General features: G+C 69.9%; 24 protein-coding genes, 1 tRNA gene and 1 pseudogene. 9 read left to right on the top strand and 17 right to left on the bottom strand.

Features of this window, described 5'->3' with window-relative positions; all coding sequences use genetic code 11:
* The first annotated feature begins 43 nt into the window (after positions 1-43).
* A complete protein-coding gene (locus AB4Z18_RS10285; protein WP_441782579.1) occupies positions 44-1,444 on the top strand; it encodes an MFS transporter in 1,401 nt (466 codons plus the stop codon).
* A gap of 11 nt (positions 1,445-1,455) precedes the next feature.
* Here AB4Z18_RS10285 and AB4Z18_RS10280 read toward each other — a convergent pair whose 3' ends face one another.
* From AB4Z18_RS10280 to AB4Z18_RS10265, 4 genes are all read right to left on the bottom strand, one after another.
* Entirely contained in the window at positions 1,456-2,259 is an 804-nt protein-coding gene (locus AB4Z18_RS10280; protein ID WP_441782578.1) for an alpha/beta fold hydrolase, read from the bottom strand.
* Between the two features lie 5 nt (positions 2,260-2,264).
* Positions 2,265-4,229 (bottom strand): MSCRAMM family protein, encoded by a 1,965-nt coding sequence (locus AB4Z18_RS10275; RefSeq protein WP_441782577.1) that lies wholly within the window; start codon positions 4,227-4,229, stop codon positions 2,265-2,267.
* A 70-nt stretch (positions 4,230-4,299) separates the two neighbouring features.
* On the bottom strand, positions 4,300-4,497 hold the full coding sequence (locus AB4Z18_RS10270; protein WP_441782576.1) for a hypothetical protein: 198 nt from the start codon (positions 4,495-4,497) through the stop codon (positions 4,300-4,302).
* Positions 4,498-4,535: 38 nt separating this feature from the next.
* Positions 4,536-6,191 carry an HAD family acid phosphatase gene (locus AB4Z18_RS10265; RefSeq protein WP_441782575.1) on the bottom strand — a complete coding sequence of 552 codons (1,656 nt, stop codon included), beginning with the start codon at positions 6,189-6,191 and terminating at the stop codon, positions 4,536-4,538.
* Positions 6,192-6,337: 146 nt separating this feature from the next.
* Between AB4Z18_RS10265 and AB4Z18_RS10260 the strand changes: the two genes are divergently transcribed.
* Both AB4Z18_RS10260 and sufU read left to right on the top strand, forming a co-directional pair.
* Complete coding sequence (locus AB4Z18_RS10260; protein ID WP_441782574.1) at positions 6,338-7,627, top strand: SufS family cysteine desulfurase; 1,290 nt, start codon at positions 6,338-6,340, stop codon at positions 7,625-7,627.
* The gene (gene sufU, locus AB4Z18_RS10255; protein ID WP_441782573.1) at positions 7,624-8,061 is read left to right on the top strand and encodes a Fe-S cluster assembly sulfur transfer protein SufU; all 438 of its coding nucleotides are present in this window, start codon (positions 7,624-7,626) and stop codon (positions 8,059-8,061) included. Before AB4Z18_RS10260 ends, sufU begins: the two co-directional genes overlap by 4 nt.
* A gap of 175 nt (positions 8,062-8,236) precedes the next feature.
* Here sufU and AB4Z18_RS10250 read toward each other — a convergent pair whose 3' ends face one another.
* Both AB4Z18_RS10250 and AB4Z18_RS10245 read right to left on the bottom strand, forming a co-directional pair.
* Positions 8,237-8,518, bottom strand: a complete 282-nt coding sequence (locus AB4Z18_RS10250; RefSeq protein WP_441782572.1) for a hypothetical protein — start codon at positions 8,516-8,518, stop codon at positions 8,237-8,239.
* A 107-nt stretch (positions 8,519-8,625) separates the two neighbouring features.
* The gene (locus AB4Z18_RS10245; protein WP_441782571.1) at positions 8,626-9,123 is read right to left on the bottom strand and encodes a MarR family winged helix-turn-helix transcriptional regulator; all 498 of its coding nucleotides are present in this window, start codon (positions 9,121-9,123) and stop codon (positions 8,626-8,628) included.
* 40 nt (positions 9,124-9,163) lie between these two features.
* Between AB4Z18_RS10245 and AB4Z18_RS10240 the strand changes: the two genes are divergently transcribed.
* Positions 9,164-10,117, top strand: a complete 954-nt coding sequence (locus AB4Z18_RS10240; RefSeq protein ID WP_441782570.1) for a DMT family transporter — start codon at positions 9,164-9,166, stop codon at positions 10,115-10,117.
* Here the strand turns inward: AB4Z18_RS10240 and AB4Z18_RS10235 are convergent.
* The 4 genes and pseudogenes from AB4Z18_RS10235 to AB4Z18_RS10220 form a co-directional block, all read right to left on the bottom strand.
* Positions 10,027-10,303 (bottom strand): annotated as a pseudogene (locus AB4Z18_RS10235) (Dyp-type peroxidase); the annotation flags it as partial. The gene AB4Z18_RS10240 and the pseudogene AB4Z18_RS10235 overlap by 91 nt on opposite strands.
* A 5-nt stretch (positions 10,304-10,308) precedes the next feature.
* A complete protein-coding gene (locus AB4Z18_RS10230; protein ID WP_441783014.1) occupies positions 10,309-10,608 on the bottom strand; it encodes a hypothetical protein in 300 nt (99 codons plus the stop codon).
* A 2-nt stretch (positions 10,609-10,610) separates the two neighbouring features.
* Entirely contained in the window at positions 10,611-11,432 is an 822-nt protein-coding gene (locus AB4Z18_RS10225) for a hypothetical protein (protein ID WP_441782569.1), read from the bottom strand.
* A gap of 66 nt (positions 11,433-11,498) precedes the next feature.
* Positions 11,499-12,464: a Dyp-type peroxidase gene (locus AB4Z18_RS10220; RefSeq protein ID WP_441782568.1), complete on the bottom strand. Its 966-nt coding sequence runs from the start codon at positions 12,462-12,464 to the stop codon at positions 11,499-11,501.
* Positions 12,465-12,538: 74 nt separating this feature from the next.
* Between AB4Z18_RS10220 and AB4Z18_RS10215 the strand changes: the two genes are divergently transcribed.
* Complete coding sequence (locus tag AB4Z18_RS10215; RefSeq protein ID WP_441782567.1) at positions 12,539-13,417, top strand: metal-dependent hydrolase; 879 nt, start codon at positions 12,539-12,541, stop codon at positions 13,415-13,417.
* A 34-nt stretch (positions 13,418-13,451) separates the two neighbouring features.
* On the opposite strand, the gene AB4Z18_RS10210 is transcribed toward AB4Z18_RS10215, so the two are convergent.
* Both AB4Z18_RS10210 and AB4Z18_RS10205 read right to left on the bottom strand, forming a co-directional pair.
* Positions 13,452-14,213: a nuclease-related domain-containing protein gene (locus AB4Z18_RS10210; protein WP_441782566.1), complete on the bottom strand. Its 762-nt coding sequence runs from the start codon at positions 14,211-14,213 to the stop codon at positions 13,452-13,454.
* Between the two features lie 63 nt (positions 14,214-14,276).
* Entirely contained in the window at positions 14,277-14,465 is a 189-nt protein-coding gene (locus AB4Z18_RS10205) for a hypothetical protein (RefSeq protein WP_441782565.1), read from the bottom strand.
* Positions 14,466-14,542: 77 nt separating this feature from the next.
* Here AB4Z18_RS10205 and AB4Z18_RS10200 point away from each other — a divergent pair, with 77 nt between their 5' ends.
* Positions 14,543-14,806 (top strand): hypothetical protein, encoded by a 264-nt coding sequence (locus AB4Z18_RS10200; RefSeq protein WP_441782564.1) that lies wholly within the window; start codon positions 14,543-14,545, stop codon positions 14,804-14,806.
* 16 nt (positions 14,807-14,822) lie between these two features.
* Here the strand turns inward: AB4Z18_RS10200 and AB4Z18_RS10195 are convergent, their stop codons facing one another.
* Together AB4Z18_RS10195 and AB4Z18_RS10190 are read right to left on the bottom strand one after the other, a co-directional pair.
* Positions 14,823-16,196 (bottom strand): cryptochrome/photolyase family protein, encoded by a 1,374-nt coding sequence (locus tag AB4Z18_RS10195; RefSeq protein WP_441782563.1) that lies wholly within the window; start codon positions 16,194-16,196, stop codon positions 14,823-14,825.
* Positions 16,197-16,199: 3 nt separating this feature from the next.
* Positions 16,200-16,838: an MBL fold metallo-hydrolase gene (locus AB4Z18_RS10190; RefSeq protein WP_441782562.1), complete on the bottom strand. Its 639-nt coding sequence runs from the start codon at positions 16,836-16,838 to the stop codon at positions 16,200-16,202.
* 108 nt (positions 16,839-16,946) lie between these two features.
* On the opposite strand from AB4Z18_RS10190, the gene AB4Z18_RS10185 reads away from it, so the two are divergent.
* The 3 genes from AB4Z18_RS10185 (at position 16,947) to AB4Z18_RS10175 (ending at position 20,315) form a co-directional block, all read left to right on the top strand.
* The gene (locus AB4Z18_RS10185; protein WP_441782561.1) at positions 16,947-19,127 is read left to right on the top strand and encodes a heavy metal translocating P-type ATPase; all 2,181 of its coding nucleotides are present in this window, start codon (positions 16,947-16,949) and stop codon (positions 19,125-19,127) included.
* A gap of 124 nt (positions 19,128-19,251) precedes the next feature.
* Positions 19,252-20,154, top strand: a complete 903-nt coding sequence (locus tag AB4Z18_RS10180) for a YegS/Rv2252/BmrU family lipid kinase (RefSeq protein ID WP_441782560.1) — start codon at positions 19,252-19,254, stop codon at positions 20,152-20,154.
* Between the two features lie 88 nt (positions 20,155-20,242).
* Positions 20,243-20,315, top strand: a tRNA-Glu gene (locus AB4Z18_RS10175).
* 184 nt (positions 20,316-20,499) lie between these two features.
* Here AB4Z18_RS10175 and AB4Z18_RS10170 read toward each other — a convergent pair.
* The 3 genes from AB4Z18_RS10170 to AB4Z18_RS10160 form a co-directional block, all read right to left on the bottom strand.
* Positions 20,500-20,928: a hypothetical protein gene (locus AB4Z18_RS10170; RefSeq protein WP_441782559.1), complete on the bottom strand. Its 429-nt coding sequence runs from the start codon at positions 20,926-20,928 to the stop codon at positions 20,500-20,502.
* Between the two features lie 325 nt (positions 20,929-21,253).
* Positions 21,254-22,627 carry a diguanylate cyclase gene (locus AB4Z18_RS10165; protein WP_441782558.1) on the bottom strand — a complete coding sequence of 458 codons (1,374 nt, stop codon included), beginning with the start codon at positions 22,625-22,627 and terminating at the stop codon, positions 21,254-21,256.
* Positions 22,624-23,439 (bottom strand): alpha/beta fold hydrolase, encoded by an 816-nt coding sequence (locus AB4Z18_RS10160; RefSeq protein ID WP_441782557.1) that lies wholly within the window; start codon positions 23,437-23,439, stop codon positions 22,624-22,626. Before AB4Z18_RS10160 ends, AB4Z18_RS10165 begins: the two co-directional genes overlap by 4 nt.
* Positions 23,440-23,456: the final 17 nt, after the last annotated feature.

Raw genomic sequence — 23,456 nt, 5'->3', positions numbered from 1 at the left:
GCTCCGTGACAACGACGTCGCACCACCCCGGGAGAACACAACGATGAGCGCATCCCCCTTCACACCCACCGGCAGCATCCGATCTCAGAAGGATCGCCGCAGGGTCGTCTTCGCAACAGTGATCGGCACCACCGTCGAGTGGTACGACTTCTTCATCTACGCGTCGGCAGCCGGCCTGGTCTTCGGCCAGCTGTTCTTCGCGCCGGCCGGGCCGCAGTTCGCAACCATGCTGGCGTTTCTCACGGTCGGCGTGAGCTTCCTGTTCCGGCCGCTCGGCGCGTTCCTCGCCGGTCACTTCGGCGACCGGTACGGCCGCAGAGTCGTCCTGGTGGCCACCCTGATCCTGATGGGCCTCTCCACCGCTCTGGTCGGCCTGCTGCCCACGTACGAGGCCATCGGCATCGCCGCGCCGATCCTGCTCGTGCTGCTGCGTGTACTTCAGGGCATCTCGGCGGGCGGCGAGTGGGGCGGCGCGGTCCTGATGGCCGTCGAGCACGCCCCCACCGCCAAGCGCGGCCTGTTCGGAGCGTCACCGCAGATCGGCGTCCCGCTCGGACTGCTCCTCGCCTCCGGCGCCATGGCGATCATGACGCAGCTCGCGCCGGGCGACGCCTTCCTCGCGTGGGGCTGGCGCGTGCCGTTCCTCCTCTCGGTGGTGCTGATCGCCATCGGCTACTGGGTGCGCCGCCGGGTCGAGGAGAGCCCGGTGTTCACCGAGATCGCGGTGCGCCGCGAGCGCACCCGCATGCCGATCGTGCAGGTGTTCCGCAAGCACGCCCTCCTCGTGATCGTGGCGGCGTTCATCTTCGCCGGAAACAACGCGGTCGGCTACATGACCACCGGCGGCTACATCCAGAACTACTCGACCGACCCGGAGGGCCCGCTGAAGCTCGATCGCGGCCCGGTGCTGTGGGCGGTCGCGGGCTCCGCGGTGACCTGGCTGCTGGCGACCGCGTTCGCCGGCTGGGTGAGCGACCGGATCGGCCGCCGCAACACCTACATCGTGGGATGGATCCTGCAGTTGATCGGAGTATTCGCTCTGTTCCCGCTCGTCAACTCGGGCAGCGTCGGGATGCTGTTCCTTGGCCTTGCGATCCTCACGATCGGCCTCGGCTTCACCTACGGCCCGCAGGCGGCGCTGTACTCGGAGCTGTTCCCGGCGTCCATCCGCTTCTCGGGCGTCTCGATCTCATACGCGATCGGCGCGATCCTCGGCGGTGCGTTCGCCCCGACGATCGCGACCGCGCTGGTGCAGGCGACCGGGACCACCCTGTCGGTGACCTGGTACCTCGCGGGCATGACCGTGATCGGGCTCCTCGCCACGCTGGTGCTCCGTGACCGCACGGGCATCCCGCTGGGACCCGACCACGAGGCGGAGCAGGCGGCGAGCCCCATCCGCGGACTCTCCGGCCGGCGGGAGCCGGTCGACGCCGTCCGCAGCTGAGGCGCAGCCGGTCAGCCCACGACGAAGCGGATCAGGTGCGGTGCGACCGCATCGGCCGACACGTCGTGGGTCTGACCGGCCACGACCTCGAACGTCCCGTCCTGGGAGCTTGCGGCGACGCCTTCCGCACCGAACCGCAGGAAGCCGGGGCTCTGCTCCCCGGCCAGCCCGAGCACCGGCACGCTGACCGCTTGCAGGAGCTCGTCCGGGATGCGGCTGTCACCCATCGCGGCGTCGTCGTACGCGAGCGTGGGCGCGAGGGCGAGGGTGGCGTCCCACCCGGGGGAATTCCGCATCCCCTCGATGCCCGCCTCCGGCACACCGACTCGGCGGAGGAACAGCTCGACCGCGCCCGCCCGGTCGCCAGCGGCGAGCGCCGCGAGGAGGTCGCGGGTGTAGGCCTCGGCGGAGGACAGCATCGGGTCGGGAAGGTACGGAGGCTCGTAGACGGCGACGCGAGGCACGCGCGCGGAGCCTAAGGCTGCGGCCGCGGCCAGCGCGAGCGCGCCGCCGGACGACATCCCGAACAGCGTGGCTGAGCCGCCCGCCGCCTCCACCAGTGCGGCGACGTCGTCGATCTCACGTGCGACGGTGTCGGCCCGGGCCGCCGGGTCCGCCAGCCGGTCGCCGCTCGCCCCGCGGCCGCGGCGGTCGTAGAGGACGACCGTCGCGCGCTCCCGCAACGCTTGCGCGATCGGCCGCATGGGTCCGGCGTCGCGGAAGCACATGGCGCCGTCGATCAGCACGATCGCGGGGCCGCTCCCGTCGAGCTCGTAGGCGATGGATGTTCCGTCGGAGGAGGTGACCGTGCTCATGGCGGTCAGCGTAGTCCGTGGCGCCTCCGCCGCGCTCCGACGAGAACGGCCAGCCCCGAGAACACGAGTAGTGCGGCGGCGAGGGCGACGGGAGCGGCGCCGGATGCGTCGGAGCCGGTGTCGGCGATCGTCGCGGTCTCGAGCGTGGCGGTCGGGTCACCGCCCGCGGGCGTCGTGGGAGGCGAAGGAGGCGGCGGAGTCGTAACCGGCGCGGTGAGCGCGAAGTCCTGGTCGTCCACGCTCTCACCGGCCGCAGTGATCGTGAACGTCCGGGTCGCGGCTCCAGCCACCGTGTAACCGGCCGGTGGCGTGACGGTCACGGTGTAGACGCCCGCGGGAAGCCCACCAAGGGCGTACGACCCGTCGGTCCCCGTGGTCAGCGTGGCGGTGGCGGGACCGCTCAGAGTCACGGTGGCACCGGCCACCGGCAGGCCGCCCGCGGTCACGGCGCCCTCGACCGCGCCCGACCGCGCCAGGGCGAAGTCGACACCGGTGACGTCGGAGGCCGCGACCGTCACGGGGAGTGAGGAGGGGCCGGCCGGGGTGTACTCGGGAGGAGCTTCGATCGTGACCGTGTAGCTTCCTGGCACGACCCGGGGGAGTGTGTAGCTGCCGTCGCCCGCCGTCACAGCTGTCACCGTGCCGCCACCCGCGAGTGTCGCGGTGACGACCACTCCGGCGACACCGCCTGCGCCGTCGGTGACGCGGCCGGTGATGTCCGGGTTCTCCTGGAGCACCGCATCCAGGCCGTCGATCGGGGTCTCGCTTCCGGCCGGTACCGTGAACGGTGGAGGCGCCACCGCGACGGTGTACCCGGCGGGCGGCACGACCGTGACGGTGTGGGGGCCGGGCTGCACTTCCTCGAAGCGGTACACGCCGTCCGGGCCGGTGGTCGTCGTCTCACCGGTGCTGAGGGTCACCGTCGCACCGGGGACGGGGTCGCCGCCGGTGTCCCGGACGGTGCCACTCACGCCCACGGGCACGATCACGTGGACGCCGAAGTCGACCACCGCATCCTGGGCAGACAGATCCGCCGGCTGCTGCACTGCCCCGTCGGCGATGGAGCCGGGCGGAGGTGTGATCGAAACGGTGTAGCCGGCGCTCGCCTGCACGCCCGCGAAGGAGTAGCTGCCGTCGGCCAGGGGCGACGTGGTTGCCACCGCGTCCCCGTCGGCGTCGCGCAGGGTGAGCACGGTGCCGGCAATCGAGCCCGTGGATGCCGTGACCGTGCCGGTGATGTCGCGCGCGAGGCCGGCGAACCAGGTCTGGAAGACGGGGAAGCCCGACCGCTGCGTGTACACGAAGGTGAGGGCGGCGATCGGCGCGCTCGGCTCGAACCAGGCGGCCGCACCGTTGGTGTCCGTGGCGCCCGCGTTACCGGTGAGGGTGGTGGTCGCGGGATCCCAGGAGGGCACATCGGCAGCCGATCCGGTGCACGACGGTTTGCCCGCAAGGGCGGGAGCGCAGTAGTTGAACCCGCCGCGGAACCCGAGCTGGGCCGCGGTCAGAGCCGTCCCGTCCGGGCCGATCGCGCGCACCTGCACTTTGTCGGCGTCGATGTCGCCGAGGACGAACGTCCACCCGCTCGTCGGTGTGGGAGCGGCGAACGAATACGTGGTCGTGGATGGCGCGGTCGGGCTGTCCGCCTTCGGGCGAAGGTTCAGGTACGGGCGGTTCTGGCTGGAGCCGTACTTCGCGCCGACCGGTGTGCCGGCGGCCAGCCAGGTGCTCGTCCCCGAGATGACGCCGATCTGGCCGCTGCGAGAATCGGTGGTCACCGTTGCGCTGAGGCGGGGGCTCGTGCCGACCTGCATCGTGTAGCCGCCGCCGGGAGGGGCCGACCACGTCGCCCACTGAGTCGCTGTCACGGCGACAGCGGGCTCTGCGAGCACGAGTGGTGCTGCCAGGACCGTGACGGAGAGGGCACCCGCGAGCGCCGTGCGTACGAGGATCGATGATCGGCGGCTCACGGCCAGCAGGCTAGTGGGTGCCGAAAGGCTGCGTCTAGACCGGCCGAAACGCGTCCGCCCGCCGACGGCGTCAGCGCCCCTGCCGCCTGCGCACCCCGAACCCGATGAGCACCCCTCCGCCGATGGCGACCAGCACGCCGGCGCCGCGGATGAGCCAGTTCACGTCGGAGGTCACCGCATCCACCAGCAGCGGGCCGGCGAGGCCGACGACGACGAGGGCGATCCCGAGGATGAAGAACCAGGGGGAACCGTTCGTCCGCTCGACCATGCCCCGAGCCTACCGGGGCCGGTCGAGCGGACGGGCGGCTACGGCAGGTAGTACGTCGGGTTCGGCAGCTTCACCGTGCGGTCGGCGTGGCCGCCGATGAGGTCGCTGTACTGGTCGCCGAAGTTGGCGACGATGTCGTACCGGCCGCCAGACGGCGACTCGATGTGCGCGCGGGTCTGCGACTTGTACTCGATGGTCGTGCACTTCGCGGTGGCGCAGGCGATGTACGCCGGCTGCTGGGAGGCTCCCACGCCCGTCCACTTGGTGTAGAAGTTCTGCGCGGTGAAGCCGGTGTAGCCGACCTTCGCCAGGTTGCCGAGCGTGGCCGCCTTCTGATCGTCGTTGCGGCCGGTCAGGCCGATCAGCGTGCAGCCGGCCTTCTGCGCGACCGCCGCGAGCGTCGTCATGTGCGGGGTGGCCGGGAACCGCTGCTCCTGCACCCAGACGTTCTGCTCCACCGGGTCGAAGGTGAAGTGCATGTCCGCGACTTCCATGTCGTAGGTCCACAGCGTCGTGTCGTCGGTGTCGAGCACGATCGCCGGGTTCTTGTGCAGCTTCTTCTCGACGAAGCAGGTGGCGGCGAGGACCGGCGCCTGGCGCTGGACGATCGAGCGCAGTTCGCGGATGTACGGCGAGTCCGTCTTGTTCGCGATGCCGGTGCCGGGGTCGCCGTAGTAGGTGGCGATCGTCTTCTTGACGGAGTCGATGTTTGGGATGCCCTCGCCGCCCTGGGTGGCGCCGCTGGACCCGTCCGGCGCCATCGTGAAGTGCGTGCGCGGAGCGAGACGCGGCTCCGAGACGCCGGGGAGGTCGGCCGACGGCAGGTAGTACGTCGGGTTCGGCAGCTTGAGCGCCTCCTGGGCGTACCCACCCTGAAGGTCGGACCACTGGTCGCCGACGTTGAGCGTGACGGTGTAGCCGAGGTCCTGGATGTGCTTGCGCGTCAGCGCCTTGTACTCGACGGTCGTGCAGCTGGCCGCCGCACAGGTCACGTACGAGGGCTGCTGGGAAGTGCCGGTGCCCGTCCACTTCGTGTAGAAGCGGTCGGAGGTGAAGGCCGTGTAGCCGACCTTGGCGAGATTGCCGAGGGTCGCGGCCTTCTGGTTGTCGTTGCGGCCGGTCAGCCCGAAGACCGTGTAGCCCATCGCGGCGGCCTGGTTCACGAAGTCCACCATGCCGGGAGTCGCGGGGAAGCGCTGGCCCTGGACCCACACATCCTGCTCTGCCGGATTGAAGGTGAAGTGCATGTCCGCGACTTCCATGTCGTAGGTCCACAGCGTCGTGTCGTCGGCGTCGAAGACGATCGCGGGCTTCTGGCCGTGCTGCACGGCGCGGTCGTAGTCGGCCTTCAGCTCGGTCTTCTCACGGCCCAGGATGCTGCCGAGCTCACGGATGTACGGCGAGTCGGTCTTGTTCGAGATGCCCGTCCCCGGATCGCCGTAGTAGGTGGCGATCGTCTTCTTGACGGAGTCGATGTTGGGGATGCCCTCGCCGCCCTGGGTGGCGCCGCTGGAACCGTCCGGCGCCATGGTGAAGGTCGTCCGCGGTGCGAGCGAGGTTCCGCCGTGGCCGGGATCCCAGGCGAGGGCCGCGGGTGCGTCGGCCAGGCCGACGCCGAGCGCCAGGGCGAGGACGCCTGCGGCGCCGATCAGCGCTCGGCGGAGGCGGGAGGATGTAAGGGAAGAGTCGGACATGACGCACCTTTGCGGATCAGAGCCAGCGAGTCTGCCCCCGTCCGGGGGCCGGGAGCAGCCTAGCGAAGCGGCTCTCCCAGGGGAAGCGAATCAGCGGCGACACACTCAGCGGGAGTGAAGTGGGGCCCGGTAACGTTGTCACCGGTATGCGCTCCACGACTCTCGACCCGGCCGCCCTCCGTGCGGACTTCCCGATCCTCTCCCGCGAGGTGAACGGTCACCCCTTCGTCTATCTGGACTCCGGGGCCACGTCGCAGAAACCGCGGCAGGTGCTCGACGCCGAACGCGCCTTCGCCGAGCGCTACACCTCGGCCGTGCATCGCGGCGCCCACACCGTCGCAGGCGAGGCCACCGAGCTGTTCGAGGACGCCCGCGCCCGCGTCGCCGCGTTCGTCGGCGCACAGCCGGACGAACTGGTGTGGACCTCCAATGCGACCGAGGGCATCAACCTCCTCGCCTACGGCATGTCGAACGCGTCGCTCGGGCGCGGAGGCGCGGCCGCCGAGCGGTTCCGGCTCGGCCCGGGCGACGAGCTCGTCGTGACCGAGGCGGAGCACCACGCCAACCTCATCCCGTGGCAGGAGCTGGCCGCGCGCACCGGCGCGACCCTCCGCGTCATCGGCCTCACCGACGACGGGATGCTGCGCCTCGACCAGGCCGCCGAACTGATCGGACCGCGCACGCGCGTCGTCGCGTTCGCCCACGTCTCCAACGTGCTCGGCGGCATCAACCCGGTCGCCGAGCTGGTCGCGCTGGCGCACGAGCACGGCGCGCTGGTCGTGCTCGACGCGTGCCAGTCCGTCCCGCATCTCGCGGTCGACTTCCCTGCGCTCGACGTCGACTTCGCCGTGTTCTCGGGCCACAAGATGCTGGGTCCGACCGGAGTCGGCGCCCTGTACGGCCGCAGCGAACTCCTGAACGCCCTGCCGCCCTTCCTCACCGGCGGTTCGATGATCACCCAGGTGACGTTGGAGGGCGCCGAGTACCTCCCGGCGCCGCAGCGCTTCGAGGCGGGAACGCAGCGCGTGTCGCAGGCCGTGGCGCTGGCCGCCGCCGTCGACTACCTCGAGGCGGTCGGGATGCCGGCGATCGAGGCGCACGAGGAGGCGCTCGGCGAGCGGCTGCTCGCGGGCCTCGGGCAGCTCGAGGGTGTCCGCATCCTCGGCCCCGGCCCGGGCGTCCCGCGGGTGGGGCTCGCCAGTGTCGTCGTGGACGGCATCCACGCGCACGATGTCGGGCAGTTCCTCGACGACCGCGGCATCGCCGTCCGCGTCGGCCACCACTGCGCGCAGCCGGTCCACCGGCGCTACGGCGCCACGGCGAGCACGCGCGTCAGCACCTACCTGTACAACACCGCCGACGAGGTGGATGCCGCGATGGAGGCGATCGCCGACGCCCGCGTCTTCTTCGGCGTCGCGGACGGAGCCACCCGATGAGCGACCTGCAGAACCTGTACCAGCAGGTCATTCTCGACCACGCCCGTGAGAAGCACGGCTACGGGATCGCGGGGGACGAGGCCGCCAGCTCGCACCAGTTCAATCCGACCTGCGGCGACGAGGTGACCGTCGGCGTGCGCACGGCGCCGGACGGCCGCATCCTCGCGATCGGCTGGGAGGGCCACGGCTGCTCGATCTCGACCGCCTCGGCCTCGCTGCTGAGCGATCTGGTCGAGGATGTGGACCGCGCACGGTTGGCCGCATCCATCGGCGCCTTCCGCGAGCTGATGCACTCGAAGGGCGCGCTGGAGGGCGACGAGGAGCTGCTGGGCGACGCGGTCGCGCTGGCCGGCGTCTCGAAGTACGTCACGCGGGTCAAGTGCGCGATGCTGCCGTGGGTGGCCCTCGAGGACGCCCTCCTCAAGTCCGCCTGAGCGCCTGCCCATCCGGCGCTCCGGGGTCCCTGGGCCTCTCTCCCTCTGACAATCGAAGGAGATTCGCCCGCCGCGCCGCCGATTCTCCTTCACCACCGCGGTTCGTAGGAGATTCGGGGCCAAGTCTCCTTCGATAGCCGACAGCGTTCCGTCGGTAGCTCGGTGCGAGCCGCGGCTAGGGAACGGGCGCCAGGTCGACCTCGTCCGCGATCGCCTCCAGCGCCGACGGCAGCGACGGGAACGTCGTCCCGTAGACGAGGCCCGACGGTCCAGCCGCGGTCCACGCCTGCGTGCCCTTGCTGACGCGCCCGACGAGGTAGCGCCGGTGCCCGCCGAGCACCTGCCGCTGGGCGATCGGCAGGGTGAGCGGAAACGCGTAGACGTCTCCCTGGGGGGTGACGACCAGCTCCCAGCGGGCTCGGCCCGGGCTGAACTTGCTCGTGAAGATGCGCGACATGATCGACCGTTTCTACCGCGCGGGCGCACGCCGCCGCCATGAAGATGACGACCTGTTGCGAAAGCCTTCGCCGCGTTACGAGCGCCGCTTCGGCGCCCCGCCGGGCATCAGGGCTCCAGCCGTGCGAGCCAAGCGGTGAGGATGCGCTCGAGCTCGGCCGCATCCCGGCTGGTCAGCTGGTCGAGGAGGCGTCGCTCGTTGGCGATGTGGTCGGTGAAGGCGGAGTCGATGGTCTCCCGCCCGCGGGGCGTCAGCGCGACCACGCGGCCGCGCCCGTCGGTCTCCGATGCCCGCCGCGCGACGAGTCCCGCGCGTTCCAGGCGGTCGATGCGCTTCGACATCCCGCCCGTGGTGATCATCGTGTGTTCGGCCAGCTCGCTCGGTGTGCGCTCATACGGCTCTCCGGCGCGGCGGAGGGTCGCGAGGACGTCGAAGTCGCCCTCGGCGAGCCCGTGGGCGTCGTAGACGGCGACCAGCTCGTCGGTGAGCCGCGCGGCGACGCGGTGGAGTCGCCCGATGACGCCCTGCGGCGCGACGTCGAGGTCGGGGCGCTCGCGCCTCCATTCGTCTTGGATGCGGGCGACGGCGTCGGTCGAGGAGTCCATGGGCTTCACAATACCTTCCATGGAAGCTAAAGTAACTTCCATGGAAGCTATCTCGTGGAGCGGCGCCTGGCGCTGGATGCTCCTCACCGCCATCGCACCGATCGCCTGGGGCTCGACCTACGTCGTGACTCGGGCCGTGCTCCCCGCGGAGCCGCTGTGGGGTGCGGTCATCCGGGCGCTGCCGGCCGGGCTGCTGCTGCTCGTCCTGAGCAGGAGACGGCCGCACGGCGCGTGGTGGTGGCGATCGGCGCTCCTCGGGATGCTGAACACCGGCGGCTTCTTCGCCCTCGTCTACGCGGTGGCCCAGCGGCTGCCCTCCGGTGTGGCCGCAACCGTCATGGCGGCGTCGCCACTCGTGATGATGGCGGCGGCGCGGGTCGTGCTCGGGCAGCGGCCGCGCATCCTGGCACTGACCGGGGGAGCGGCCGGCATCGCCGGGGTCGGCCTCATGCTGTTCGGCGGCGCCGACGCCGTCGACCCGATCGGCATCGTGCTCGCGGTGGTCGCCCTCGTGTCCTCCGCGGTGGGCTACGCCCTCGCGACCCGCTGGGGCGCGGTCGACATCGTCGCCTCCACCGCCTGGCAACTGCTCGCCGGCGGCCTCCTCGTGCTGCCACTCGCTGTCGTCGTAGAAGGCGCGCCGCCGCTGCTCGACGGCGCCGCGTTCGCCGGCTTCGCCTACGTCACCGTCGTCGCGACCGCGCTGGCCTTCGTCGTCTGGTTCGCGGGACTACGACACCTTCCGGCGGCGACGGTGGGACTCATCGGGCTGCTCAACCCCGTCACCGGCGTCGTGCTCGGTGCGCTGGTGGCCGGGGAGGTGCTGACCGGTCGCCAGCTGACCGGGCTCGCGATCGTGCTCGCGGGCATCGCCCTCGGCCAGGTGCGGCTGCGGCGGCGCCGTCAGTTGCCGAGCGACTCCAGGAAGCTCCGGGTCGGCGCGAAGAAGGTCGAGCCGGTCGCCGCGGTCGAGAAGTCCAGGATGCGGTCGTAGCTGCCCTCCGGGTCGCCCACGAACATGCGCTCCAGCATCCGCTCGATCACCCACAGCCGCGCGGGAGTACCCGATGAAGTAGGTGCCGTACTCGCCATGGCCCGGCCGCCCAAAGGGCATGTTGTCGCGCAGGATGTCGTGCTCGACCCCCGCCTCGTCGACGACCGTCGCCAGGGTCTTGTGCGACGGGACTATCCGCCCGGGGTGAGAGTCACGTGCCCTGTGCCCGGATCGGAAACAGTGGCGGTAGCGATCCCGATTGCCAGTGCAATGACGATTGACAAACTGAGCACGATGATCGAGGTCGTCAGCAGCGCCACCGAACGAGGCCGTTGACCGGCCAATCGCACGGATACCCAGACCAAGAGACCGACCGCACCGATGAGAGCAAGTTGCGCGAACACGGCCATACCGCTGACGACGACGGAGGCGACCAGTAGCCATCGGTCGGTCGCGCTGGCGCGGGTGCGAGGTTCGGCAGGCGCGGTCATGGCTAGATGTTCTTCAGGGTCGCACTGGTGAGCCTGGTGCCCTTGTATTGGAGCTGCTGCTGCTTGTTGGCCGAGAAGAAACTCCCCTTGAAGGCCAACGACATCCGGTAGTTGATTGTGCAGACACCCGTGCCGCCCGAAATGTAGTTGCTTTGGCTCGTGCCGATGTTCCAGATTCCGGCTGCTCCGGTGAACCAGCCGGTGCACTCCAGGTTGCGGGTGACGGCGATTGAGGTGGCTTCGAAGACGTATCGCATGGTGAAGGTGCCGGTAGCGATCCCGAACAGGCTCGCGTTCACCGGGTAAGTGGCCGTGTACCGAGGGTTGGAGGCGACAGTCCGAATGTGGAGACCGCTGGCAACGTTTCGTACCGTCGGCTCAGCGGCAGCAGTCACAATGCTTCGTGTCGCGCGCTTGGCCGAGGTGGCGTTCTTTGGCGCCAGCGCCGGTTCGGCGGCGGTTGCCGTGACGGAGGTCAGAGTCGGCTCGCCGGCTGTGAAGGTGAGCACGGACAGCGGGTTCTCCTCGATCGCGTCCGCAAGCCGCTCCTGTTCGGCGTCGGGTAGTCGGTCGAACTTCTGCGCGAGCGCAGCGTCCGTGGTTTCGTCGACCTTCAGCGCTTCCACGAACTCGTCGAACACGATCTCGGCCGAGTCCGGCGCTTCATCGGCGTTCGCCGCAGTGACCCCAGCCCCAAGCACCAGTCCCAGCGCGATGCCACCGGCAGCAGTCACTCTTACCACTCGGTTCATTTCATATCTCCATCGATCGCTGCGCCGAATTGGCAACTGGCAGCAACGTATCCGATACGAAAATGCTGGCATTTCAGTGACTTTGCAGATCAGTAGGGTATACAGGCTTGCTTTGCCTATTGCCGGGATCCCCTAGTCTCAGCTGCCGAGCGACTCCAGGAAGCTCCGCGTCGGCGCGAAGAAGGTGCTTCCCGTCGAGGCCGTCGAGAAGTCCAGGATGCGGTCGTAGCTGCCCTCCGGGTCGCCGACGAACATGCGCTCCAGCATCCGCTCGATCACCCACAGCGCGCGGGAGTACCCGATGAAGTAGGTTCCGTACTCGCCGTGACCCGGCCGCCCGAACGGCATGTTGTCGCGCAGGATGTCGTGCTCGACCCCCGCCTCGTCCACGATCGTGGCGAGGGTCTTGTGCGACTTCTGGCCGTGCTCGGCGTCATCCAGCTCGATGTTCTCCACTTTGGTGCGTCCGATGACACCCTCCTGCGAGGGAACGGGCAGTCGGCTCCAGGAGGACAGGTCGTGCAGGTATTTCTGCACGACGACGTAGCTGCCGCCGGCGTGCTCCGGGTCCTCGTCGGCGACCGTGGTGGCGTCGGCCATGTCGCCGCCGGCCGGGTTGGCCGTGCCGTCGACGAACCCGAGCAGGTCGCGGGCGTCGAAGTAGCGGAAGCCGGTCACCTCATCCACCACCTGGACGGCGTCGCCGAGCGAGTCGAGCAGTTGGCGCTCCAGCTCGAAGGTGAAGTCGGAGCGCTCGGCACGGATGTGGAAGAGCAGGTCACCGGGCGTCGACACAGCGGTGTGCACCGGTCCGGCGATCTCGCGGAACGGATGCAGCTCGCGCGGCGGCGGGGTGTCGGTGATGCGCCGCCAGAGGTCGGCGCCGATCCCGACGTTGCAGGAGAGCCGGGCGCCGAGGTCGCGAAAGCCGACGGTCTTCACCTGGTCGGTGATCCCGCCGAGCACATCCTTCACGGAGGTCAGCGCCTCCGGAGTGTCGCCGACGGTCACGACCAGGAAGACGGCCGCGCGCGAGAGCGGAGCGTCGACCCTCTGGGGGTCGATGGGGACGCGCTGCCAGGGCTGGTCGCCGGTGTTCGCCATGCCCTCATGGTGCCGTACGGGGGCGCTGCGCCGCCACCGGCCAGCTCCCGAACGCCGCCGCCTAGGCTGGAGGGATGACGCTCCCCAGCACCGACACCGCCGTCACCTACCCCGACGGCGACCTCACCTCCACCGGCACCGTGCTCCACCTCGAGCCGCTGGCCGACGGGCGCACGGCCGTGGTCCTCGACCGCACGGCCTTCCACCCCGTCGACGCGGTGTGGCCCGACCAGCCCGCCGACGAGGGGACGCTGACGGCCGGCGGCCGCAGCTACGCGGTGGTGGATGCCGTCGTCGGAGCCACCGACGGCACGGTGCTGCACGTCGGCGACGCGCCCGTGCGCACCGGAACGAAGGGCTGGGCGTTCGTCGTCTGCCATCTCGTCGACGACGCCACCGGTCTCGCCGAGGGCGATGCGGTCGCGGTGAGCGTCGACGCGGCCCGTCGCCGCGCGCTGTCGGCCGGCCACACGGCGTGCCACCTCGCGTCCCTCGCGCTCAACGAGGCGCTGTCCGGTCTGTGGACGAAGGACGTGGTGGTGGATGGCCGCGGCCGACCGAACTTCGACCAGCTGGCCATCACGAGCTCGCGCATCCTGGAGGGCGGTTCCGTCGACGAGTACCGCATCGGCAAGAGCCTGCGGAAGAAGGGATTCGCCGCCGCAGAACTCGCGACGGGTCTGGAGGGGATCACCACCGCCGTCGACCGGGTGCTCGCCGACTGGGTGGCCAGGGCAGCCCCGGTGTCGATCGTCCGCGACGGCGGCCGGCTCGGACTCGGCGACCGGCGGTACTGGCGCGCCTCGCTGCCGGAGGGTGCGGTGGAGATCCCGTGCGGCGGCACGCACCTGCGGTCGCTGGCGGAGCTTGCCGGGGTGGAGGTGCGGCTCGAGTCGACGGAAGCCGACGGCGCCGTCGTGCTCACGATGCGCACCACCGCGCGCGTCGCCTGACGGGGCGCCTGACAGCGTCCGTGCGGCTGCCAGATCAGTGCGGCAGGAACGGCAGCGCCACCGCGAGCATCCCCAGCCCGCCGGCGACGCCCCAGCCGGCGCGCACGAGCTGTGCGGTCCGCACCTCGCGCTCGATCGCGCAGAAACGCTCGGCGGTGTCCGCCCACGGCTCCAACGGGCGCCAGCTCGCCGGGTCGTCGAAGAGGCGTGCGACCCGCGTGACCGTCTCCGCATCCAACGAGGCAGGTCGTCTGGTCAGCCAGCGCACCAGGGACTCGGCACGCAGCAGGGTCGCCCGCGCCGGCTGCTGACGGAAGCGGACCTCCTTCGCCCCGACGACGGCGATGACCGGATGCACGGGCGTGTCGATTCCGGCGCGCAACAGCAGGCCGCGGATGCGTGCGACTTCGAGGTCGGAGTTGCGGAGGTACGGCTGCTTGACCCCATTCACCCAGATCGCGCGCTGGTAGACCGTTACCTTTCCCCCGCGGTGGTGCTTGGTGTTCACGACGAAGACCCCGCCCGGTCCGACGACCAGGTGGTCGACATCCGCTTCGCCCGAGCCGACGGGGACCGCGTGGAACGCACTCCATCCGTGCGGCAGGCGCGTCAGCGCGGCACCGACCTCGCGCTCGCCCAGAGCGCCGGAGAACCAGGGATGCGCATCCTGCGGCAACGGGTCGACGCCGAAGGCGCGCGCGAGCGGTGAGCGGCGGGGCGAGGCCTCCTGCAGCCGCACGACCTGCTCCATCACCGCAGCCCCCGGGGCTCGGTCGCGCATCCGCTGTCCACTCACTCCACGAACGTACCGACCGCGGTGGGCCGCACCCAGTCCCCGGCCGGGGCCAGATCGGAGCGGCTACCCCTGACCGGGGGAGCCCTGCGTGCGGGGAAGGTCTTCGGGGCCGGGCAGGCGCTCCTCAAGCGATTCGTTGCGCTGCTGCACCGTTTCGAGGCGGTCGGTGTCGGTGGCGCCGAGCTCGGTGACGGCGTCGGTCAGCTCGTCGGTGTCGCGCGGGGTTGCTGTCTCATCCGGTCGATCGGTCATGCGGGGCACTGTACGCGCGTGGGTCGCGATTGACGGCGGTTGACGGCGGCCGACCCCGACCGGCTAGCATGCGGAGCATGAGCCGCATCGAAACCGGGATCGTCTCCTACACCGTCTCCGGCGACTACTTCGCCCGGGTCGGCGCCGACTTCGACACAGAAGCCGTCGACGACGCCATCCTCGCCGAACTGAACAGGATGCTGCCGCGCGGCGTGGTGGTCGAGCGCAACGGCAAGGTGCTCGCCGAGGAGGAGGTCGCGGACGAGGCGCGAGCGCTCGACTGGGAGTCGCTGCTCCGGCGCATCGACGTGGACCAGATCCTCGCCGAACACGGGCGCTGACACTGTCGTTGACAGCTCAGCGTGAGCGTTTGACGGCGTCGTAAGCCGCAAGGGCCGCTCGCCGGGTCTCCTTGAGGTCGACGATCGCGTCGGGGTACTCAGGCGTGTCCCATTCGGGCACCCAGCGGCGCACGTAATCGCCCTGGCTGTCGAACTTCTCGCGCTGCAACTTCGGGTTGAACACGCGGAAGTAGGGCGCTGCGTCGGCTCCGCTTCCGGCGATCCACTGCCAGTTGAAACCGTTGTTGGCCGGGTCGGCGTCCACCAGCGTGTCCCAGAACCACTGCTCGCCCAGGCGCCAGTCGATGAGCAGGTTCTTGATGAGGAACGACGCGGTCACCATGCGCACACGGTTGTGCATGACGCCGGTTGTCCACAGTTCCCGCATCCCCGCATCCACCAGTGGCACGCCGGTGCGACCCTGATGCCAGGCCCGCAACGCCGACTCATCGAGCGGGGGCCAGGGAAAGGAGTCGTACTCGCGATGGATGTTCACGGTCGCCAGGTCGGGATGCTCGAAAAGCGTGTGGTAGGCGAACTCGCGCCAGCCGAGTTCCGCCAAGAAGGTCGAGCTGCCCTCCGCCGTGGCACGGTCGCGGCGCTTCGTCGTCGCATGCCAGACCTGGTGCGGGCTGAGCTCTCCCCAGCGCAGCCGTGGCGAAAGACGAGAGGTGGCGTCCACGCCCGGCACATCGCGCTCCTCGCGGTAGGAGCGCACATCGTCGGTGAGAAAGCGCTCCAGCTGCTCGTGGGCGGCCTGTTCGCCCGGCGTCCACGCCTCGCGGAGGCCGGCGGCCCAGTCGGGCTGGGTCGGGAGCAGTCCGAGGTCGTCCAGGGCGACGGCTTTCAGGGAGGCGGGAGGAGTCGCGCCGTGGAGCGTGCGCGGGGCCGGCCCAGGCTTGCGCGGTTCGGGCGCCGAGAGGCACGCGCGCCAAAACGGGGTGTAGACGGAGAACGCGGTTCCCTGGCCGGTCTGGATGGTCCACGGCTCGAAGAGGAGGTTCGCACCGAAGCTCGTTGCCTCGAGCCCGGCATCCCGAGCGGCTGTCTTCACGGCCTCGTCGATCTGCCGCTCGACCCCGCCGTAGCGACGGTTCCAGAAGATCGCCTCCGCGTCGGTCTCGGCCAGCAGCTGTGCGATCACGCGCTCGCTCGGGCCTCGCAGAATCGTCAGGCGTGCGCCCAGCCGTTCGAGCGACTCGGCGAGAGACGCCAGGCTATGGTGCAGCCACCATCGACCCGCCCCGCCGGGCGCGCGGAGGTCCGGCGTCTCCTCGTCCCAGACGAAGACGCACAGCACCGGGCGGCCCGATGCGGCCGCTGCCGACAGAGCCGGATTGTCGGCCACGCGCAGGTCGTCGCGAAACCAGACGACCGCCGGTCGCTCCAACGGTCAGACGTCCAGGGAGTCGCCGGGCTCCAGCGGGTAGAAGGTGCCGCCGTTCTGCTCGGTCGCCCAGGTGAGGCGCGCGTTCGACATGTCCTTGCCCGCGCGCGAGAGGACCATCTCGTGGATGGGGAAGCTGCGCTTGGGCTTCACGGCGAGCACGTAGTCCATGGTCTCGGCGACCTTCATCCAGGGGGCGCCGGCGGGCGCGGCGAGCAGGTCGACCTCGACGTCCTCCGGGACGAAGAAGGAATCTCCCGCGTAATAAAGGGAGTCATTGATGAGCACACCGACGTTGTCGACGACCGGGATGCTCTCGTGGATCACCGCATGCGTGCCGCCGAAGAAGCGCAACGTGAACGGCCCCGCCTCGATCGTGTCGCCGGGGTGGACGACCGTGATGTCGAAGTCCGATGCTGCCGCCGCCACGCCCTCCGGGCCGTAGATCGTCACCTCGGGGGAGAGGTCGCGCACGCGGTTCAGCTGCTCCGGCGTCCAGTGGTCCGGGTGCTCGTGCGTGATCACGACGCCGACGGCATTCGCGGTGTCCGTCAGCGGCGAGGTGAAGCTTCCGGGGTCGACGAACAGCTTCTGTCCGTCCTGTTCGAGGAGCAGGCCGGCATGTTCGAACTTGGTGAGTCTCATGGGTCCAGAAAATACCGGATGGGATGCGTCCGCAAGCTGAGCGCGGGTGGGGTGCGGTTCGCGGCTCGGTTGAGGAATATACCCCTAGGGGGTACCGTTGGACGCGATATGGACGAGAAGAACGAGCCCACGACCATCCAGCAGCCGTCACACCATGACGAGCACGCGCATCACGACGAGCACGCGCATCATGACGAGCACGCGCATCATGACGAGCACGCGCATCATGACGAGCACGCGCATCATCACGGCGCGGACGCCGGTCACGACCATTCGGACCATTCCGGCCACGCCGGCCACGACCATTCGGGCCATGCCGGACACGACCCCGCGATCTTCCGGCGGAAGTTCTGGCTGACGCTCGTCCTGACGATCCCGACACTCGTCTTCTCGCAGGGGCTGCAGGAGATCCTGGGCCTCGATGGTCCGCGGTTCCCCGGCAGCCAGTACATCCCCGCACTCTTCGGTGTCGTCATCTTCTTCTACGGCGGGCTGGTCTTCCTCCGGGGAGCCGTCGACGAACTGCGCGCCAAGCAGCCGGGGATGATGACGCTGATCTCCCTGGCGATCGTCGTCGCCTTCGGCTACAGCCTCGCGGTGACGCTGGGCCTGCCGGGCATGGACTTCTGGTGGGAGCTCGCCACCCTCATCCTGATCATGCTGCTCGGGCACTGGATCGAGATGTCGGCGGTGATGGGAGCCCAGGATGCTCTCGGCGAGCTCGCCAAGCTGCTGCCGGATACGGCGGAGCGGGTGAGCGACGTGCATGCCGAGCCGGAGTACGTCGCGGTGAGCAACCTGCGTGTGGGAGACCTCGTCCGCGTGCGTCCCGGGTCCGCTGTGCCCGCCGACGGCGAGATCGTCGACGGCCGGAGCGAACTGGACGAGTCGCTCCTGACCGGCGAATCGAAGCCGGTGACACGCGGCTCGGGGGAGCAGGTGGTCGCCGGAAGCATCTCGGGCAGTGGCTCCCTCGTGGTCCGGGTGACGCGTACCGGCGGCGACACCGCGCTCGCGGGAATCATGAAGCTCGTCTCCGAGGCCCAAGCCAGCAAGTCGGGCACCCAGGTGCTGGCCGACCGCGCCGCGGCCTGGCTGTTCTACGTCGCGCTCGCCGTGGCCACCGTTACTCTGATCGTCTGGACCCTGCTGCGCCCGGGTGACCCGGCGTTCGTGCTCGAGCGCGTCGTCACAGTGCTCATCATCGCCTGCCCGCACGCGCTGGGACTGGCGATCCCGCTGGTCGCGCAGATCTCTACCGCCCTGGGCGCCCGGAACGGCCTTCTGATCCGTGACCGGCACGCCATGGAGGACGCCCGCCGCGTGGATGTCGTGCTCTTCGACAAGACCGGCACCCTCACCGAGGGCCGCCAGGGCGTCGCCGCGGTTGCCGCCGAGGACGGATCTGAGGAGGCGGCCGAGGCCGCCCTGCTGGCGCTCGCCGCCGCTGTGGAGGCTCCGGCCGAGCACCCGATCGGAGCCGCCATCGTCCGGGAGGCGCGACAGCGCGGGCTGACGATCGCGCCGGTCGCCGAGTTCCAGGCGCTCGGCGGTCGGGGCGCATCCGCCTCGGTAGGCGGCGAGACGGTCGTCGTGGGCGCTCCCCGCCTGCTCGCCGAGCGGGGACTGACCACGGGGGAGTCCGTGCGGGCCGCCGCTGACCGAGCCGCCGCCGAGGGCCAGACGGTCGTCTATGTCCTCCGGGACGACCGGGTCGCCGGCATGATCGCGCTGGCGGACGTCATCCGTCCCGAGTCGCGGGAGGCCGTGCGCTCGCTGCGCGATCGTGGCGTCCGTGTCGCCATGCTCACCGGCGACTCCCGCGCGGTCGCCGAGGCCGTCGCCGCGGAGCTCGGCATCGACGAGGTGTTCGCCGAGGTGCTTCCCGGCGACAAGTCCGGAACAGTGGCGCGCCTGCAGTCCGACGGCTCGCGCGTCGCGATGGTCGGCGATGGCGTCAACGATGCCCCTGCGCTCGCGCAAGCGGATGTCGGCATCGCCATCGGTGCCGGAACCGACGTCGCGATCGAGTCGGCTGGGGTCGTGCTGGCCTCCAGCGACCCGCGCGGTGTCGCCAAGGTGATCACGCTCTCCGCCGCCACCTACCGCAAGATGCTGCAGAACCTGGCATGGGCCACCGGGTACAACGTGATCGCGCTCCCGCTCGCGGCGGGCGTGGCCATCGGTCTCGGGGTGGTCGTGTCCCCGGCGTTCGGCGCAGTGCTGATGTCGCTGTCCACGATCGTGGTCGCGATCAACGCCCAGCTCCTGCGCCGGGTGCGCCTGTGACCCAGGTGCGTCTGTGACCCGGGTGCGTCTGTGACCCAGGTGCGTCTCTGACCCGGAGTCCGAAGCCGACAGACACCGCGGCCTGCGGCGTCGACGGCGGCTGCATGTGTCATCATCAGGCACTGTGACCGCAATTCCGCGGGCCGTGGTCGTCGCGGTCAACCCCATGGCCTCCTTCGGCCACCGACGTGAGGTGGGGCCGCGCGTCATCCAGCGCCTCCGCCAGGCCGGGCACCGGGTGACCGCCATGGACGAGGCCAACATCGAGCTCCTCCGGCGCGAGACGGCGCGGGCGCTGCAGGAGCCGACCGACGCGCTGGTCGTCGTCGGAGGCGACGGGATGGCGAACCTCGGCATCGACCTCGTGGCGACCAGCGGCATCCCGCTCGGCATCGTCCCCAGCGGCACCGGCAACGACCTCGCCGACGGCCTCGGCATCCCCGTGAAGGACACGGAGGCGGCGATCGACTTCGTGCTGGACGCGCTCCAGCGCGAACCGCGCACCATCGACGCCGGCACGATCCGTCACGGCGAACTCACCACCTGGTTCGGATGCGTCGTCTCGGCCGGCTTCGACGCGACGGTGAACGAGCGCGCGAATCTGATGACGCGCCCGCGCGGGCGCAGCCGCTACATCGTCGCCCTCCTCCGCGAGCTCGCCACGCTGAAACCGCGCCAGTACCGCATCCACGCCGACGGGCGCCTCATCGAAGTCGAGGCCATGCTGGTGTCGGTGGCCAACAACCGGTCCCTCGGCGGCGGGATGCGTATCGTCCCGGACGCCGACCTGGCCGACGGTCTGCTCGACCTCTTCATCGTCGCGCGGATGTCCCGGGTGCGCTTCCTGCGCATGTTCCCGAAGGTGTTCCGAGGTGAGCACACCGGCCTCCCGGAGGTGACCATCCTGCCGGTGTCGGGCGTGCGTATCGAGGCCGACGACATCGTCGCCTACGCGGACGGTGAGCGCATCGGTCCGCTGCCGATCGAGGTCGCCGTGGCGCCCGGAGCGCTCCGCCTTCTCGCCTGACAGGATGCACCCACCCGACGCGCCCGGGACGCCCGTCCCGTTTTGGCACCCGAACCCCATCTGTGGCATGATCTTCTAGTTGCCAGACGGCCCCATCGTCTAGCGGCCTAGGACGTCGCCCTCTCACGGCGGTAACGCGGGTTCAAATCCCGCTGGGGTCACAACTGCCCGCTTCCCTTATTTCACAAGGGAAGCGGGCTTTTTTCTTACCCGCCGACGGGTGTTGAGAATCCGTAGACATCCAGGGTGATGCACAGACTGTCCCGCCGCTAGGAAGTTTGTCCAGTTCGGCGTTCAGGACCATCTGCACGGCGGGATCCGATGGTGTCCAGTCACTGCGGCGTGTCAGCCCTGGCCCTGATCCCAGAGCCGCCATCCCGCCTTTGTTAGGCGATAACAGAACGACCACGGTTCGGTCCCGCCCTCGTCGGTGCCGTCGAGGCCGGTGTCGGTGGTGACCGTGTACGCCATGCACTCGCCGTCGTCGCCGGTGCGGCCGAGAAATGTGTACGAGAGCAGCCGAGGACGGTCGCACCACGCCGTCGTGTTGGAAGTGGTGAGGGCGCGGGTCATATCGCAGTCGTCCTGCTTTGCGGCCTCCATGTAGGTGTGCGCCGTCGAGGAGAGCGTTGCGTCGGCGCCAGGGACCGGACCGCCTGCGGTCGGACCATCCGATGCGGGGTTCAAGAGCGCGTTTGCCCCGATCAGCGTTCCGCCTAGTCCGACGACGATCGCGAGGCCGACCAGAGGAACCTTCCACGTCGACTTCGCCATAACGCCAACCTAAGGCCCGCTGCCACGACTCGGCAGAGGAACGCGCTACGCGAAGCGCGAGACGATCTTCCTACTCAACGCATGGGAGGTTGCGCGGGCACCAACGCTCCCGGAGGTCGACGTCGAAAATCGCGCCGTCCCGACCAGGAATGAAGTGGACGCGTACCCCGTCGACAGGCCAAACGGCAAACTCTCGCCCTCTGCCAGATCGTGTCTGTTGAGCGGCAGCGGCGAATGGGGTCATCCCCAAAAGGCGTCAGCGAACCGAGCCCAGTCGAAGTCCGACGTCAGGGCACAATGATGGCGCAGGTCGGCCGAAGCCCCGCTACAGCGCGATAACGCTGACCTGGTCTTTGCCGCGATCCTTCGACCGGTACATCGCCCGGTCGGCGACGCGCAGCAGTTCGGGTCCGCTGAGCAGCCGGGACGGGCTCGCGGTGTGGACCGTCACTCCGACGCTGGCGGTGACGGTGCGCTGCCAGCCGTCGTCGTGGAGCGGCTGCTTGATGGCGACACGGATGCGCTCGGCGATCGCCGCCGCGCGCTCATGGTCGGTGTTCTGGCAGACGACGATGAACTCGTCGCCTCCGTAGCGGCAGACCAGGTCGTCCCCGCGCACCGCGGAGACGAGGCGTGAGGCGATCAGCTTCAGCACGGTGTCGCCGGCGGTGTGGTCGAGCTCGTCGTTGACGGATTTGAAGTCGTCGAGGTCGACGAAGATCAGCGCGAGGGGCTCTCGGAGTTCGATCGCCGAGGCGACGCTGGCGGTGATGTGGCTTCGCAGCAGCACCCGGTTGGCGAGTCCGGTGAGCGGATCGTGGAGGGCGATGGCCGCCAGCTGCGTCTGCAGCCGGAGCCGGGCGACCGTTTGAGCCGCCTGACGGCACAGCGACCCGAGCAGTTCGACGGCGTGCTCGTCGAGTTCCGGTGGACGAGAGAAGTAGCAGGCGAGTGTCCCGAGCGACGCGCCGCCGTAGACGAGCGGCGTGGCGAGCATCGAGTCGAGGCGGGCGGCGCGCAGGGCGGTGGCGGCGTCGGGATGCGCCAGCTCGTCGCGCACGGACCAGCTGGAGATGCCGTCGGCCGGGAGGGGATCCGCGGGCAGCCCGCCGGGCAGGAGTGCGGCGTCGAGCGGGACGGTCCCTCCGACCAGGTGCGGCTCGTGGCCGTCGAGGAAGACGGCGGCGGCCGTCGCGCCGAGCGCTTCCCGTGCGCTCTCGGCGAGCGCCTGCGCGAGCAGTTCGACGGTCTCGCTGTCACCGAACGCCGTGGTCGCGTTCTGCAGCACCCGGGTCCGCGCCTCGGACGCCTCCGCTTCGCGGCGGGCGGTCAGCAGCTGGCGCTCGTAGTCCTGCCGGCGGCTCGAGTCGAAGACCGCGACATGCACCACCGGGGCCGCGCCGGTCCGGTCGAGGACGGCGTTGACCAGCACCGGCAGCGCGGCGTCGTGCGCGGTGCGGAGCGACAGAGCGACCTCCCGCACCTCGCCCTGCAGGTGAAGCACGGGGAGGAAGCGCGTCTCGTAGAAGATCCGGGCACCCGGTTCGAGCAGGTCGGTCAGGCGCGTGCCGGCGAGACGATCGAGGGCAAGACCCGTCCATGTGGCGAACGTCGCGTTGGCCCGCACGATCCGGCCGTCCTCGGTCATCGTGGCGAGTCCGCAGGGTGCGTGGTCGTACAGTTCGTCGACCAGCGTCATCCCAGCGAGCTCCGGATGGCGTCAGCCAGCTCGTCCGGATCCGACAGGTTAGGCGTATGCCCGCTCGCCGCCAACTGGATGAAGGTGCTGCCCGGAATCCGCTCGTGAACGTACAGACCGACGGGCACGGGCGCGATGGCGTCCTCCGCGCACTGCAGCACCACCGTCGGCACGGTCACCTCGGGGAGGTCGGCGCGGTTGTCCGAGAGGAAAGTGACCCGCGCGAAGTGGCCGGCGATGGCAGGGTCGGTGCGGCAGAAGCTGGCCGTCAGCTCGGCCCCTACCTCCGGACGGTCAGGATTGCCCGCGATGACGGGTGCCATCGCCTCCGACCAGCCAAGGTAGTTGCCGTCGAGCGTGTCGAGGAGTCCGTCGATGTCCGGCCGGGTGAATCCGCCGATGTAGTCGCCGTCGTCGATGTAGCGGGGGGAGGGGCCGACCAGCACGAGCCGGCCGAATCGCTCGGGTGCGCGGTTCGCGGCCAGCACGCCGATCATGGCGCTGACCGAGTGGCCGACGAAGACCACGTCTTCCAGGGACAGCGCGTCGAGGATCTCGAGGACGTCGTCCGCATACCCGTGCAACGAGTCGTACTTCGCGCGGTCGTACGCCGCGAGATCGGAGTCGCCTGCGCCGACGTGGTCGAAGACGATGACGCGGTAGTCGGACTCGAAGTGGGGGAGGACCCTGCGCCACATCTCCTGACTGCAGCCGAAGCCGTGCGCGAAAACGATCGGGCGACCGGCAGGGTTCCCCGATTCACGAACGCTGTTTCGGCGAAGAACGTCGACAGCTTCTGTCGGTTGCAGCATCCACGGTCCCATCTCAG

The organism is Leifsonia sp. 2TAF2, from assembly GCF_052115085.1.
In the GTDB taxonomy this organism is placed as follows: domain Bacteria; phylum Actinomycetota; class Actinomycetes; order Actinomycetales; family Microbacteriaceae; genus Leifsonia.
Note: the sequence above shows the minus strand (reverse complement) of the source record. Positions and strands in the feature narration are given on the sequence as shown.